12 protein-coding genes and 4 tRNA genes are annotated in these 15,450 nt (G+C 39.8%); 13 read left to right on the forward strand and 3 right to left on the reverse strand.

Annotation, left to right across the window (positions count from 1 at the left end):
- Nucleotides 1–354: 354 nt before the first annotated feature.
- The 4 genes from trpA to IAE20_RS02535 are packed head-to-tail and all read left to right on the forward strand — an operon-like array spanning nt 355 to nt 4,389.
- Nucleotides 355–1,158, forward strand: coding sequence for a tryptophan synthase subunit alpha (gene trpA / locus IAE20_RS02520; protein WP_200481491.1), 804 nt, complete (start codon nt 355–357; stop codon nt 1,156–1,158).
- Nucleotides 1,155–2,051 carry an acetyl-CoA carboxylase, carboxyltransferase subunit beta gene (gene accD / locus IAE20_RS02525; protein ID WP_200481490.1) on the forward strand — a complete coding sequence of 299 codons (897 nt, stop codon included), beginning with the start codon at nt 1,155–1,157 and terminating at the stop codon, nt 2,049–2,051. Before trpA ends, accD begins: the two co-directional genes overlap by 4 nt.
- Complete coding sequence (gene folC / locus IAE20_RS02530) at nt 2,048–3,334, forward strand: bifunctional tetrahydrofolate synthase/dihydrofolate synthase (protein ID WP_200481489.1); 1,287 nt, start codon at nt 2,048–2,050, stop codon at nt 3,332–3,334. Before accD ends, folC begins: the two co-directional genes overlap by 4 nt.
- Nucleotides 3,325–4,389 carry an SPOR domain-containing protein gene (locus IAE20_RS02535; RefSeq protein ID WP_200481488.1) on the forward strand — a complete coding sequence of 355 codons (1,065 nt, stop codon included), beginning with the start codon at nt 3,325–3,327 and terminating at the stop codon, nt 4,387–4,389. Before folC ends, IAE20_RS02535 begins: the two co-directional genes overlap by 10 nt.
- Before the next feature lie 6 nt (nt 4,390–4,395).
- Here the strand turns inward: IAE20_RS02535 and IAE20_RS02540 are convergent, their stop codons facing one another.
- The 3 genes from IAE20_RS02540 to IAE20_RS02550 all read right to left on the reverse strand — a co-directional run bounded on the left by IAE20_RS02540 (nt 4,396) and on the right by IAE20_RS02550 (nt 6,695).
- Nucleotides 4,396–4,989 carry a dual specificity protein phosphatase family protein gene (locus IAE20_RS02540; protein ID WP_200481487.1) on the reverse strand — a complete coding sequence of 198 codons (594 nt, stop codon included), beginning with the start codon at nt 4,987–4,989 and terminating at the stop codon, nt 4,396–4,398.
- On the reverse strand, nt 4,986–5,804 hold the full coding sequence (locus tag IAE20_RS02545) for an MBL fold metallo-hydrolase (protein ID WP_200481486.1): 819 nt from the start codon (nt 5,802–5,804) through the stop codon (nt 4,986–4,988). Before IAE20_RS02545 ends, IAE20_RS02540 begins: the two co-directional genes overlap by 4 nt.
- A gap of 255 nt (nt 5,805–6,059) precedes the next feature.
- Complete coding sequence (locus tag IAE20_RS02550; RefSeq protein WP_200459349.1) at nt 6,060–6,695, reverse strand: peroxiredoxin; 636 nt, start codon at nt 6,693–6,695, stop codon at nt 6,060–6,062.
- 361 nt (nt 6,696–7,056) lie between these two features.
- On the opposite strand from IAE20_RS02550, the gene secA reads away from it, so the two are divergent.
- The 9 genes from secA (at nt 7,057) to IAE20_RS02595 (ending at nt 15,446) form a co-directional block, all read left to right on the forward strand.
- Nucleotides 7,057–9,771, forward strand: a complete 2,715-nt coding sequence (gene secA, locus IAE20_RS02555; RefSeq protein ID WP_200459350.1) for a preprotein translocase subunit SecA — start codon at nt 7,057–7,059, stop codon at nt 9,769–9,771.
- A 147-nt stretch (nt 9,772–9,918) separates the two neighbouring features.
- Nucleotides 9,919–10,290 carry a hypothetical protein gene (locus IAE20_RS02560; protein ID WP_200481485.1) on the forward strand — a complete coding sequence of 124 codons (372 nt, stop codon included), beginning with the start codon at nt 9,919–9,921 and terminating at the stop codon, nt 10,288–10,290.
- A 133-nt stretch (nt 10,291–10,423) separates the two neighbouring features.
- Nucleotides 10,424–11,656, forward strand: coding sequence for a bifunctional glutamate N-acetyltransferase/amino-acid acetyltransferase ArgJ (gene argJ / locus IAE20_RS02565; protein WP_200481484.1), 1,233 nt, complete (start codon nt 10,424–10,426; stop codon nt 11,654–11,656).
- 152 nt (nt 11,657–11,808) lie between these two features.
- Nucleotides 11,809–12,873, forward strand: coding sequence for a quinolinate synthase NadA (gene nadA / locus IAE20_RS02570; RefSeq protein ID WP_200481483.1), 1,065 nt, complete (start codon nt 11,809–11,811; stop codon nt 12,871–12,873).
- A gap of 132 nt (nt 12,874–13,005) precedes the next feature.
- A tRNA-Pro gene (locus IAE20_RS02575) sits at nt 13,006–13,082 on the forward strand.
- A 68-nt stretch (nt 13,083–13,150) separates the two neighbouring features.
- Nucleotides 13,151–13,227 (forward strand) — tRNA-Arg (locus tag IAE20_RS02580).
- A gap of 35 nt (nt 13,228–13,262) precedes the next feature.
- Nucleotides 13,263–13,338: transfer RNA gene (locus IAE20_RS02585), tRNA-His, on the forward strand.
- 3 nt (nt 13,339–13,341) lie between these two features.
- A tRNA-Pro gene (locus IAE20_RS02590) sits at nt 13,342–13,418 on the forward strand.
- A 1,086-nt stretch (nt 13,419–14,504) separates the two neighbouring features.
- Complete coding sequence (locus IAE20_RS02595) at nt 14,505–15,446, forward strand: ankyrin repeat domain-containing protein (protein ID WP_200481482.1); 942 nt, start codon at nt 14,505–14,507, stop codon at nt 15,444–15,446.
- Nucleotides 15,447–15,450: the final 4 nt, after the last annotated feature.

The following is a 15,450-nucleotide window of genomic DNA, read 5'->3' on the forward strand; positions in this document are numbered from 1 at the left end:
GTTGTGTATATGAAAGTGCCATATTTTTCATAAATCAGTAGACGTATTTAGTTTAGCTATAAAGCACATTATATTTTTGTTTTTATATCATTTTTTTTATAAATTTTCTTTTGTTTTGGTTTTTCATTTCCCGAAATTACGTCGAAAAATAGGAAGCTTTGATCATTGAGAAAAAAAGTAAAATATTGATAAATGTACAGTCTGGGTTGTAGGGAATCACAACAATAGCGTATATGCGAATGCGAAGACTGTTCAATGAGCAAAAAATAGCGTTACAATGCGATGTTCTGTATTTCTACAAACAACTCCCTTTTTTAAAATCAGGTTTTAAATAATCAAGGAAAGCACAACCCTATGTCACGTCTCGCCACTCGTTTTGAACAGCTTAAATCCCAACAACGTAAAGCGTTGGTTTCTTATGTGATGGCGGGTGATCCAGAACCACATGTCACTGTACCGTTACTACATAAAATGGTGGATGCTGGTGTAGATGTGATTGAACTGGGTTTACCATTTTCTGATCCGATGGCAGATGGCCCAGTGATTGCACTTGCGGCCGAACGCGCCTTGGCAGGTGGAACCAATACACTAGATGCATTGAATATGGTCAAGGAATTTCGTAAAAATGATACAGAAACGCCTGTGGTTTTAATGGGATATCTAAATCCTGTTGAAGTCATTGGTTATGAAAAATTTGTATCGACTGCGAAAGAGTCTGGCGTAGATGGCATTCTTTTGGTGGATATGCCACCTGAAGAAGCCAAAGATTTGGATGCCGTGCTGAAACAGCATGACATGGATCAAATCTTTTTACTTGCACCGACCTCGACTGATGAGCGTATTCAGCATGTGGTGAAACAGGCTAGTGGTTTTATCTACTATGTGTCACTCAAAGGCGTAACGGGTGCTGCCACATTGGATACAGCTGAAGCAGCGGCGCGTATTGCCAAAATCAAAGCGCATACGAACGTACCAGTAGGTGTGGGTTTTGGGATTAGTGATGCCTCTTCTGCCAAAGCAATGGGACAGGTCGCCGATGCGGTGATCGTGGGAAGTGCTTTAGTTAAACCTTTTGCTACATTGGCAATCGACCAAGCGGTTGAAAAAACGGTCAATAAAATCAAGGAGCTTCGAGCTGCGCTCGACGAGTTAGTATGAATCAAGAAGTGAAATCAGGGAAAATTCTTAGCCCATCAACACCGTGGACTGAACGCCATGTTCCTGGCATCCACATGCCTGATGAGCAACAAGTTCTTAAGGCAACATTTACTGAGCCAACGATTGAATGCCCTGAATGTCATGCATTGGTGACTCGTACTGCAATTGCATTCAATGCCTATGTTTGTCCACAATGCGATGAACATTTACGCATGAAGGCACGTGATCGTCTTACATGGTTCTTTGATCAGGTTCAGGCTGAGCTGGGTCAGGAATTTGCAGCCAAAGATCCGCTTAAATTTGTTGATAGTAAACCTTATCCTGAACGTATGCGTGAAGCACAAAGCAAAACTGGCGAAACAGAAGCTTTAGTTGTGATGCAGGGCAGTTTAAATAATATCCCAATGATTGCCTGTGCTTTTGAGTTCGATTTTATGGGTGGCTCAATGGGAACAGTTGTGGGTGATCGCTTTGTTCAAGCGGCTGAACGTGCGATTGAACTCAAGCAGCCTTTAATTTGTTTTGCTGCTTCTGGCGGTGCGCGTATGCAGGAAGGCATGTTATCACTTATGCAAATGGCACGTACCTCTGCTGCGATTCAGAGAATGAAAGATGCACATTTACCATACATCGTAGTTTTGACCCATCCAGTATACGGTGGTGTAACGGCATCTTTGGCAATGCTCGGCGATGTCCATATTGCTGAACCGAAAGCCATGATTGGTTTTGCGGGTAAACGAGTAATCGAACAAACTGTTCGTGAAAAACTGGATGAACCGTTCCAGCGCGCTGAATATTTGCTTGATCATGGTGTAATCGATCAAATTGTTCATCGCCATGCATTACGTGATACTGTATCGCGTATCGTGGCGAAATTGATGAACTTACCTTGAAACATGATGCTCCAAAAATAACAGATAATTTAGAAACATGGCTCGATTATTGGAGCCATGTTCACGTTACAGGCATTGATTTAGGTCTAGAGCGTGTGATTCCAGTTGCTGATGTGCTTGGGGTGATGCAACCTCAAGCCAAGGTGTTTACAGTGGCTGGAACCAATGGTAAAGGTTCAACTACAACCACGTTAGCCTCTATTTTAAATGAACAAGGCTATCAGGTCGGGCTTTATCAATCTCCCCACATTTATCGTTTTAATGAACGTGTTAAATTGAACGGTCAGGAAGTCGATGACCAAACTCTCATTCATGCTTTTGTACAAGTCGATCAAGCACGTCGTCAATGTGAATTAAGCCTCTCCTTTTTTGAAGCCACCACTTTGGCAGCTTTCCTCATTTTCAAACAAAAACAATGTGATGTCTGGGTGCTTGAAGTCGGTTTAGGCGGGCGTCTGGATGTAGTAAATGTGATTGATCCCGATGTTGCCGTGATTACTAATATTGGTCTGGATCATACCGATTGGCTCGGTGATACGATTGAAAAAATTGCATTTGAAAAAGCGGGTATTATGCGCTCTGAGATTCCTGTGATCTTTGCGGGACTACAGGATTTACCCTTAGCCATTCAAACTAAAGCTGCGCAAGTCAATGCTGACTTATATGTAGCGCAAAGAGATTATTTTTATCAAGATGCAGGGGATGGTTACAGCTGGAATTTTGCATCCTCAGGAACCACACTAAAACTTCCTCTTGGCTCTTTGGCTCTTGAGAATATTTCTACTGCGGTTGCTGCGGTACTTTTAAGTGGTTTAAACATTTCTCAGGCTGCATTGGCCAAAGGAATCGAAAAAGCACAACTTGCTGGTCGTTTTGAACAACGAGTCATCGCAAATAAAACCATTATTTTTGATGCTGGGCATAATGCACATGGTGTAGAATTTTTGTTAAAGCAATTGCGAAATTTCTTGGAATACAATAAACAGTACACAGAAGTTGTTGCTGTATTTTCGATGCTGGCAGATAAAGATATAAAATCAGTGGTAGAGCTATTAAAACCGACTGTTTTAAATTGGAAAGTTGCACCGTTACATGTACCTCGAGCTGCATCATTATCTCAATTGATGGATGCATTACAGGGAGAGACTGTACACAGCTTCGATAATGTCCAAGAGGCGTTTAAATTAGCACTTGAGCAAACCAACAATAATCAGCTAATTTTAGTCTGTGGTTCGTTTCATACATTAGAAGCGGTGTGGGAGTATCTGGAACAATGTCAATGAATAACAAACAGCGCTGGATGGGTGGTGTTGTTTTATTAGGTGGTGGTGTTTTATTGGCAGCATTACTCCTGAAAGGAAAAGAAGAAATACATCAAACTCAAGTTCAAACTCAACAGAAGGTAGAGCAACCTGCCAAGAACAATAATCGTTCAGATCAGGCAGGCGAAATGGTTCAGTTGCAACCACTTGCTGTAGATGTAGAAACTGAAAAACGCTTGCTTGAAGAACAACGACGTGCTCGTGAAAAAGCAGTTGCAGAACAAGAAGCTCGTGCTGCTGACTTTTTAGCACAACAGCAACAAGCAGAAGCTGCAGCAGCACGTAAAGCTGCGGAAGAGTACGCAGCAATTAATGCGCGGCGCAATGCAGCTCAGGAAAGTTCAGATAATATTCCACCAGAAATGAGTGATCAGGCAAAAACCACTGCTCAAAATATTACGCAAAAGTTGGCTGATCAGAAAAAAATGGATCAGCAAAAGCTAGATGCTGAGAAAAAACTTGCTGAACAGAAAAAGCAGGCTGAAGTTCAAAAGGCCGCAGAACAGCAGAAAGCTGAACAACTGAAAAAGCAAAAAGAGACTGAAGCAAAACGTAAAGCTGAACAGGAGCGTCAAGCGGCTGAAAAGAAAGCTACAGAAGAAAAACAGCGCCAATTAGAAGCTGAAAAAGCTGAAAAGAAAGCCGCTGAAGATAAGCGTAAAGCTGAAACCGAGAAAAAAGTGGCAGATGAGAAAAAACGCAAAGCTGAAGAAGATGCCAAGAAAAAAGCAGATGCAGATAAAGCACGTGATTTACTAGAAAATGGTGATAAAAACTGGATGGTGCAAGTGGCGTTGGCAGCCAATCAGGCAAATGCAGATGCAGTTGTTTCTAAGCTGCGCGCCAAAGGTTATAAGGTGACGACAAGCCCAACATCTAAAGGCATACGAATTATGGTTGGGCCATCTAAAAGCCGAGACACAGCAGATGCTGCACGTAAAAAAATTGTCTCTGACAGTAGTTTGAATATGAAATCAGCTTGGGTTATAGATTGGGTTCCCTTAGATCAGCGTTAAGCGTTTCTAGCTATTTTCAGATGGATTCGAGAGTTGTTCACGAATCCATTTAACATTTTCAGGGGTAAATATGTGTTCAATATTTACCCAGATCGGGTGATAGCCATAATGACCGTATTTCATTTCCTGAACAGCATTTTCAATCGACCAATTTTCAAAAACAATACGATACATGGCAATACTAGCGCCAGTTCGATCTGAACCATGATAACAATGTAACAAGACTTTTTGTCGATTTTGCTTGGCGTTTTGAATATGCTGCATCACTTTTAGCAAATCTGTTCGATTGATGGCCCACGTATGAATGGGGACATGGATTAAATTGAATTCATGTTGATCCAGCACTTTAAGATCGTCATTGCGGCTGCGCAGATTAATCACAGTCTGAATCTGTTGTTGTCGTAATTCAGCTATTAATGCTGGCGAAGGTTGTTCACTTCGATACACATCTGGACTAATTTTATAAAAGTTATGTTCTGCTTTAATCAAATTGCCCCAATGTGTCGGTCGTTGCTCAAGCGGAAGCGAAGGATGGGTTATACAACCAGATAGATTTAAAGTGACACACACTCCGAGAGAGCATAAAAATAAAGTTTTCATGAAAGTGGGCGATAACGTAAAAATTCTTGAATATCATGGGCACAAATCAGTTCAATTTTTGGCTCCTGTTGGGCTAAGTATTGAAGTTGTTTGAGATTGTTTAAACGCATTTTATTATCATGAGCCAGCATACTTTCAAATACATGCAGACCTTTGAGTTTTTGTTTAGGATCAAGCTCTAAATGTGAAAAGTAAGCATCTCCACAAAATAAGATCCAGCCTTGTTCCTGTTTAATCGCGATACCTGAATGACCAGCAGAATGCCCTAGTAATGGAATCATTAAGATTTCATCCTGAAACAAGGGTAAACTTGAAACTTTTTCCAGATTAAACCAGCTTTCGCCTTGCATATGTTCTATAAAATTCCAGAATCGGTGGTTTTTGAATTGAGCTGTTTTATAACGAATACGATTGCTGAAAGATAATGATTGTGTCGCATTAAATTCTGATGCCAGCACATGTACGGTAGCTTGAGGAAAATCAGAAATCCCTCCAGCATGATCAAAATCTAAATGACTCACAAAAATATGCTGTACATCTTTGGGATTTAGGCCAAGCTCTTGAATTTGATGAATAGCACTGAGTTTTGGATTATTCTCGATTTTTCCAAATTTATGAAGCAATGTGCCAAGTCGCTGCTGCGGATGTAAATAATCTTGTAAGCCTAGACCTGTATCAATGAGAACCAACCCACGATCAGTTTCAAGAAGTAAACAGTGACAGATAATATGTGCTTTTAAGCCTTTTTGACTGACCAAAGGTGCACAGGCAGGACACATTGTGCCGCAATGTAAATGATGAATTTTATAAATCATAAGTTTATTGTTTTCAGTGTATTGACTCCTTTATAACCCAGTCTGCATATTTTACCAAATCTGTTGAGTATAAAAAAATACCCACTATGAGGTGGGTATTGAGTGGAGAAAGAGCTTTATTTGTTATTATTTTATTTTCCTTATTCTTTTTGTCTTCAGTTCTATAATTCGCTTGTCTTTTATTTTTGTTAGAGCATTACATTTTAGACTAAGCACTTCGCTTGTCTTGCGTTCGATTAAAGCGTTGCTTTAATCTCACTCAGGCTGTGGGGTGAGGCGTAGATAAGGTTTAACTGCTTTATAACCTTTAGGAAAGCGCTGTTTAATTTCTTCTTCATCTTTAAGAGAAGGCACAATGACCACCTCTTCACCTTGCTGCCAGTTAGCAGGGGTTGCAACTTTATGTTTATCTGTCAGTTGTAATGAATCCAATACACGTAAAATTTCATTAAAATTACGACCTGTTGAGGCTGGGTAGGTGATAATCAAACGAACTTTTTTGTTTGGATCGATAATGACTAATGAGCGTACAGTTGTTGTTTCACTGGCATTGGGATGAATAAATCCGTATAGCTCTGAAACCTTACGATCTTTATCAGCAATGATTGGGAAGTTCACCGTAGTGTTCTGGGTTTCATTAATATCATTGATCCAGCCATGATGCGATTCAACATCATCCACAGAAAGAGCAATCGCTTTGACCCCACGTTTTTCAAATTCGTCTTTGAGTTTGGCTGTATAGCCGAGTTCAGTGGTACATACAGGCGTATAGTCAGCGGGATGTGAGAATAAGATGGCCCAGTGATTTCCTAAAAAATCATAAAAATTAATTTCACCCTCACTGGATTGTTGTTCAAAGTTGGGTGCGGTATCACCTAAACGTAAGCTCATTTTAAACCCTCGTATCATCGTTATTGGTTGTATGACATTTAATATGCAACGTTTTTATTGCATTTAAAATTATTGTTTTCGCATGTCGTTATGAGCTTTTACGATAAAGAAGAGGGATGCTGTTAAAAAATAGATCAGAAAATCGCATGTAAATCGGTGTAACTTAAATGCAAATTTGCTACATTAACGCTCTTTGGTTGTGTAATGTCAGAGTTGTCTAGCAGATTTTTTCGCTGTTTGGATGCAAAACCCTTGTAGTTCTTATTTCTGACTCCATAATAACAGCTAAGAAAAAATTAACCGACCTAGGGTTTGTTGATATTAACAGACCTTATAACAAACAGGATTAGAGAGTTTATTCATGTTGGCAAGTCTGATCGGAGGTATCTTCGGTACAAAAAATGAGCGCGAACTTAAACGCATGCGTAAAATTGTCGATCAAATCAATGCGCTCGAGCCGACGATATCAGCACTAAGCGATGCAGACCTATCTGCAAAAACTCCTGAATTCAAAGAACGTTATAAAAATGCTGAAAGTCTGGATAAATTATTGCCAGAAGCATTTGCTGTCTGTCGTGAAGCAGCAAAACGTGTCATGGGAATGCGCCATTATGATGTACAGCTGATTGGTGGTATTACCCTACACGAAGGTAAAATTGCTGAAATGCGTACAGGTGAGGGTAAAACCTTAATGGGTACGCTGGCGTGTTATTTAAATGCTTTAAGTGGACAAGGCGTTCATGTCATTACTGTCAATGATTATCTGGCACAGCGTGATGCTGAATTAAACCGTCCTTTATTTGAATTTTTGGGATTGAGCATTGGTACGATTTACTCAATGCAATCTCCAGTTGAAAAAGCACATGCTTATCAAGCTGATATCACTTACGGTACGAATAACGAGTTCGGTTTTGATTATCTGCGCGACAACATGGTGTTTTCACTACCAGAGAAAAAACAGCGTGGTCTAAATTATGCGATTATCGATGAGGTCGATTCGATCCTGATTGATGAAGCGCGGACTCCCTTAATTATTTCGGGTCAAAGTGAAGATTCTTCTCAGCTTTACGCTGCAATTAATAATATTCCACCAAAACTGCATGCTCAGAAAGAAGAAAAAGTAGCCGATGGTGGTCATTTCTGGATTGATGAGAAACAGCGTTCAGTTGAAATGACTGAAGTAGGCTTTGAAAAAGTCGAGCAAGAACTGATTGCAATGGGCTTGTTGGCAGAAGGCGAGAGTCTTTATTCTGCAAGTAACTTGAGTCTGGTACATCATGTAACCGCCGCGATTCGTGCACATTTTCTGTATCACCGAGATGTTCATTATATTATCCATGATGGTGAAGTGATTATTGTCGATGAACATACTGGGCGTACTATGCCAGGTCGTCGTTGGTCAGAAGGTTTACATCAGGCGGTTGAGGCCAAAGAAGGGCTTGAAATTCAGCCAGAAAACCAGACGCTTGCAACAACAACTTTCCAGAATTATTTCCGTTTATACAAAAAACTTTCAGGCATGACAGGTACAGCTGATACTGAAGCGGCGGAAATGAAAGAAATTTATGGTCTGGATGTCGTGATTATCCCTACCCATCGCCCAATGGTTCGTCAGGATCTAAACGATTTAATTTATCTGAATCGTAACGGAAAATATGATGCGATTGTGCAGGAAATCAAACGCATCCAGTCGACGCGTGCGCCAATTCTAGTGGGTACAGCAACGATTGAAGCCAGTGAAGTTTTATCGCATAAATTAACTCAAGCAGGCATTAGGCATGAAGTGCTGAATGCCAAACAGCATGAGCGTGAGGCGGATATTATTGCTCAGGCTGGTAGTCCAGATTCGGTGACGATTGCGACTAACATGGCGGGTCGTGGTACAGATATTATTTTGGGTGGTAACTGGAAAGCCAAATTAGCTAAAATTGAACATCCAACGCCTGAAGATGAAGCACGTTTAAAAGTTGAATGGGAACATGATCATGAAACCGTGCTGAATGCAGGTGGTTTACATATCGTAGGTTCAGAACGTCACGAATCACGTCGTATTGATAACCAGTTACGTGGTCGTGCGGGTCGTCAGGGTGATCCAGGTGTATCGCGTTTCTATTTATCGCTTGAAGATGATTTGATGCGTATCTTCGCAGGTGACCGTGTGGTTGCCATGATGCGTGCAATGGGTCTAAAAGAAGATGAAGCCATTGAGCATAAAATGGTGAGTCGTTCTATTGAAAATGCACAGCGTAAGGTTGAAGCGCGTAACTTTGATATTCGTAAAAACTTATTGAAATATGACGATGTCAATAATGAGCAGCGTAAGATCATTTATTCACAACGCGATGAAGTTTTAGCTGAAAGTACGTTACAAGACTATATCGAAGAAATGCATCGTGATGTCATGAAAGGCATGATTGCGAACTTTATTCCACCTGAATCTATCCACGATCAGTGGGATGTTGAAGGTTTGGAAAATGCCTTGCGTGTAGATTTGGGAATGGAGTTGCCCATCCAGCAATGGCTTAGCGAAGATCGCCGCCTTGACGAAGAAGGCTTGGTCCAACGGATTACTGACGAAGTGATTGATCGTTATCGCGCACGCCGTACCCAAATGGGGACTGAAACCGCCGTAACGCTTGAACGCCACTTCATGTTGAATTCACTGGATCGCCATTGGAAGGATCATTTGGCCGCTATGGACTATCTGCGTCAAGGTATTCATTTACGTGGCTATGCTCAAAAGAATCCAGAGCAGGAATATAAAAAAGAAGCCTTTAACTTATTTATTAATATGTTAGGCATCATTAAATCCGACGTGGTCACAGATTTATCACGTGTTCATATTCCTACCCCAGAAGAATTGGCTGAACTTGAAGCACAACAGCAGCAGCAAGCTGAAGCGATGCGTCTGTCTTTTGAACATGATGAAGTTGATGGTTTAACAGGAACGGTCACACATCATGAAATTGATGAACAGGTACCGTCATCACAGCAAATTACTCCACCTGCGAGCCGCAATGCGCCATGTCCATGTGGATCTGGTCTGAAATATAAACAATGTCATGGTCGAATCTAATTTTTAGATCACCTCTTTGATTTTAAAAAGCAGAACATTTATGTTCTGCTTTTTTTACGAGATGTTGCAAGCCGTGAATAGTATTTGCAGTTTGTCGGATTAAATGGTATTTACTTGCACATCTTGACGTGAAAACTGGTAAAGACAATGAAAAAAGTATTACAAACATTAGCGATGACTGCTTTAACCATTCCAGCATTTGCATTCGCTGCAACAGAAAATGTACAACCGACACCAACTACCACAGCAGATAAAGTTATGGCAGCACAAGGCAATACCACTGCTGAGGCAAGCGTTCAGAATCAGACGACCACGATTGTAAGCCCAAGAACTGGTATTCGTTATACATTAGGCAATACTGGTAACCGTCCAATTATCTTAAAAACAGCGGCGATTAGCGCGGCAAACTCAGCAAATATTAATCGTATAGTGGCAAGTAACCCTGCATTATCTGTCGCAAGTCAAGAAAAAGCCAAACAGGCTTTATTAGGTACATCTGCTCAATTGGCAGCCAACTAAAAAACTAAAATAAAAAAACCAGCAATATTGCTGGTTTTTTTTATTGCTTTAAATTCTATCCCAGTGCTCGATTTTTATGTCATTTTGAACTAAGCTTTTCTTTTTTCTATAACGTATTTATCGGATATTAAAAATGGCTGTTGGTGACGTAACAATGCCACATATGCATGTGGTAAAAGGTGTGAAAATTGGTTCAACTCAGGCTTATGTACGTTACCCAAATCGACGAGATTTAGTTGTTTTTGAATTTGCTGAAGGTTCTCAGGTTGCAGGTGTATTTACTCAAAGCGCTTTTGCAGCGGCACCTGTCTTACTGAGTAAAAAACATCTAAATGAACGTTCTTCAGAACAGCAACCCCGTTATCTTATTATCAATACTGGAAATGCTAATGCTGCAACAGGAAAAGTGGGGCTGGAAAACGCTGAAAAAACCTGTGCCAAATTAGCTGAACTGGCTCAAGTGCAAGTTCAACAAGTGTTGCCTTTTTCAACGGGTGTTATTGGTGAACAGCTTCCGATCGAGCGTTTATTGAATGGAATTCAGCCTGCGTTGGATACTCTGGATGAAGCTAGCTGGACAGATGCTGCCTTGGGAATTATGACCACCGACACAGTGCCTAAAGGTGCTTCTGAACAGTTTGAACTGGATGGTATCACTTATACTATGACAGGCATTAGCAAGGGCGCAGGGATGATCCGTCCCAATATGGCAACCATGCTGAGTTTTGTGGCGACTGATGCACCCCTTAGTCAGGCCGTCGTTCAAAAGCTATTGCAAACGACTGTGGAACATTCATTCAACCGTATTACCATTGATGGTGATACTTCAACCAATGACTCTTGTATTTTTGTAGCAACCGCACAGGCGGGTGGTCAGCAAATCCAGTCTAGTGATGATTTACGTTATACAGTGGTACTTGAGGTACTAACTCGTATTATGAATCGTTTGGCGCAGCTCATCGTAAGGGATGGTGAGGGTGCGACTAAATTCATTACTGTGACTGTTGAAGGTGGAGCCAATACGCAAGAATGTTGTGACGTAGCCTATAGCATTTCAGATTCACCTCTAATCAAAACGGCTTTGTTTGCATCCGATCCAAATTGGGGGCGTATTGTGATGGCTATTGGTAAAGCGGGTATTGAACACTTGGATAGCAATAAAGTTCAGGTGTGGTTGGGCGATGTGCAAATCTGTCTGGATGGTGGTGCGAATCCTGATTACACGGAAGAGATGGGTGCTGCGGTGATGGTCGAGAAAGAAATTACCATTCTTGTCGATCTGGGGCGTGGTCAGGCTAAAGATACGGTTTATACCTGCGATTTGTCTTATGATTATGTGAAAATTAATGCAGATTACCGATCTTAAATATTCAGTTATAATGTAAACAACAAAAGGCCTCCTTCGTGAGGCTTTTTAACAGCCTCTTGAGGTAATAAGTTATAGCATCATCGCCAATAACTTGTGATGCAACGTTACAAGCATGCCAGCCAGTATGCGTAAAGGATGAGAAGACGTTTATGAGCAGTGCGAATTTAATTGCCAATGAAGCAAAAAACATTGTGCAGGCGCATTTAGATCGCTTAGGTGAGCCGAAAGACCAACACTTAAGTCCCGATGTAAAGCAGGCAAAATTTGCTGAAATCGCAGCAGAACTCAAAGAACGTAATGCCGTACTAGTAGCGCACTATTATTGTGATCCCGATGTACAAGAACTCGCTGAATTAACTGGTGGTTGTGTATCTGATTCACTAGAAATGGCGCGATTCGGACGAGATCATTCTGCAATTACCTTGGTTGTCGCAGGTGTGAAGTTCATGGGGGAAACCGCCAAAATTTTATCTCCAGAAAAAACCATTTTGATGCCTACCCTTGAAGCAACTTGTTCGCTGGATTTGGGATGTCCAGTTGATGAGTTCACTGCATTTTGTGATCAGCATCCTGATCATACAGTTGTAGTTTATGCGAATACTTCGGCTGCAGTTAAAGCACGTGCAGATTGGGTGGTCACTTCAAGCTGTGCAGTAGAGATTATTGAACATCTCGATGGTTTGGGTGAAAAAATTATCTGGGCACCGGATCAACACTTAGGTCGCTATATCCAAAAGAAAACTGGCGCAGACATGTTACTTTGGGATGGTGCCTGCATTGTGCATGAAGAGTTTCGTGCCCGTGGTATTGCCAATATGAAAGCGTTGTATCCAGATGCTGCTGTTTTGGTACATCCTGAATCACCAGAATCAGTGGTGGAAATTGCAGATGCTGTTGGTAGTACTTCACAACTGATCAAAGCTGCTCAAACATTGCCACATCAGCGTTTAATTGTAGCAACCGATCGTGGTATTTTTTATAAGATGCAGCAAGCGGTTCCAGATAAAATTTTGGTTGAAGCCCCAACCGCGGGTGAGGGTGCAACCTGTCGGTCCTGTGCACATTGCCCATGGATGGCAATGAATGAGCTAGATGGAATTTTGCATGTATTGCAGCATGCAGATCAGGAAATACATGTGGATCCTGTGCTTGCAGAACGTGCTAAAGTTCCTCTGGATCGGATGTTGGCTTTCAGTGCTTCATTAAAACGCTAAAATGCTGCTTAAATATACATTCGATAAGGATTTTTAATTTTTTTTAATTCTAGGTGTTGACGTAATCACACGTCGCGCCTAGAATGCACACCGTACCGCACGATGTGCGATATAGCAAAAGCTGAGATAGATCGGAGCATAGCACAGCCTGGTAGTGCACCTGGTTTGGGACCAGGGGGTCGTAGGTTCGAATCCTACTGCTCCGACCACTTAAAATAAGCTGTTTTGTTATTTTAAGATCGGCGAAATATCGCATGATAGTTATATCATCGGTTACGCGCCTGTAGCTCAGTTGGATAGAGCATCCGCCTTCTAAGCGGATGGTCACAGGTTCGAATCCTGTCAGGCGCGCCATTTGGTAGCTTGGTATTGTAGAATCAAATGTTATGGTGGATGTAGCTCAGTTGGTAGAGCCCCGGATTGTGATTCCGGTTGTCGTGGGTTCGAGCCCCATCATTCACCCCAATTCGGAGCATAGCACAGCCTGGTAGTGCACCTGGTTTGGGACCAGGGGGTCGTAGGTTCGAATCCTACTGCTCCGACCATATATATATAAATCAATGGTTTATACATTGTAAAAAATACATAGCTTCTTTTTTTTATATTTTTAATCTTTCTTTTACTCTTTATTTCTTTGAATGCTTTTATGTCTGAAACCTGTTTTTCATTCCCACAAATTCCCCAGTTTTCGATCGTTAAATAGTCTAAATCATCCAAAAAGCCTCTAAACAGATAGTTTAAAAAATTTGGGTGGGGGTAAAATTTTGAAGTAATAAAAGTAATATTTATAAATAATATTATATAAAACATAGTCTTATTGTGTATTTTGATAAGTATTTTTTATGAAATATTGAAGTATTTTATTGCTGATATAAAGAGCTATTTTTAAACTAAATTAATCATCTTAAAATCAATGGTTTATAGAAAATTACTTCTAAAATTACAAGATATTACATGAAAATGAAATTTTTAATTACATGAAAAACATATACTTAAGTAATTAATTTCTTTATTACCTCAAAATTCGATGCATACCTAACAATCGGTTCAATATTTGTATTTATTTTTTATTTTCGGTTTTGTATATATCCAATTTAGCTCTACAAATAGACTTAAATATGATTAAAACGTATCAATTCCTAATGCCTCAAATTCCCACGAAATAGCCTGTGTTCTGTTGTAGTAAGATGTAGTATCAATTTTTGTATTAATGTGGCTTAAATCGCATTCTATAAGCACCTACAGAGCCTATTTCTACATTTTCCTCCTTTGCAGTAAAACAGCCCTATATAGAAACCGCAGGTGGGGCGGGCAACTGCGCAGCGGGTCGATGGTGAGAGTGAAGATTGTATAAAATTTATACATATTGTTTGGGCCAAAAATTAGACACAAAAAAGCCAGCAATCGCTGGCCTTTTTAGATAAATGGCTTTCCGTCACACGGAACATAGGTTGTCATTGATAAAGAAACCGACTGTCCTATAAATCGATTGAACTAGATGTTTATAAAAGTTATAACTTAAGATATTGATATAAAAAAGATGTCGCATAACGGCCATTATGTTAAATAGAACAAACATTGCAGAACTTTTCGTTATACTAAATGGAAATTTTTGATATTTAGCTCAGCATATGAATACAGTGATAGCTACAATTTTAAGAAAAGTAGATAGCCTAAATATTACTTCAGACTTTTTCTTCCTGATGAATAAAACTAATCACCTAAGATACGCGGTTGTTTATGAAACAGATAACAGAGAATTTGAAATTATTGGAAATGTTAATAATATCTTTCAATACATACATGATCTTATGGATAGTCCTGATTTAGCTAATGGAATTTATAGCTATTATTCTATGGATAAAAAAGTAATACATCATACTGATTACAATCCTGAGTTATTTTGGGATGATGCAATGGAATTGATCTTATATCAAACTTATGATGTGGCTCCATCTGATGAAGAAAAAAAAATTCGATTACAGAAAAGCCTTCAACAAGAAAAAGTAAAAGAAACCCTAGTATATGCTTGCCATCTTAATTTAGTTGATCAGATAGATTTTTTGCTCTCCAAAAAAATAAGTAGAAGTGAATTAAATAAAAAACTTGAAGGTGCAGGAACACCTTTAGGCTTAAGTATTAAAAGGAATAATATTACATTAGCAAAGAAACTATTAAAACTTGGTGCAGATCCAAAGAAAAAATCATTAGTCTATACACCACTTGAATTGGCATTTATATATTCAGATGAAATGGTCTTTTATTTTTTCGATCATTTTAAAGATTATTTTATAAAAACAGTGACACAAAAAGGCTTAGCTATTGCTGGACTTAATCAGAACGCTGAAATTTATAAATTACTGATAAATTTAGGTTGTGACCCATTAGGTAAGGATCCAGTGTTCCAAATGCCACATGTTTTCGTAGATTATAATAACTTATACGGATTACAGTTCTTAGCTGAATATGGAATAGATATGAAACATAAAAATAAATACAAAGAAACGGCATTTGAAAGAGCACAGAAACAAGGGAAAACTGAATTAATAAACTACCTAGAAGCTTTTAATTAGTTTC

The organism is Acinetobacter sp. S54 (genome assembly GCF_016624945.1).
Taxonomy (GTDB): Bacteria; Pseudomonadota; Gammaproteobacteria; order Pseudomonadales; family Moraxellaceae; genus Acinetobacter.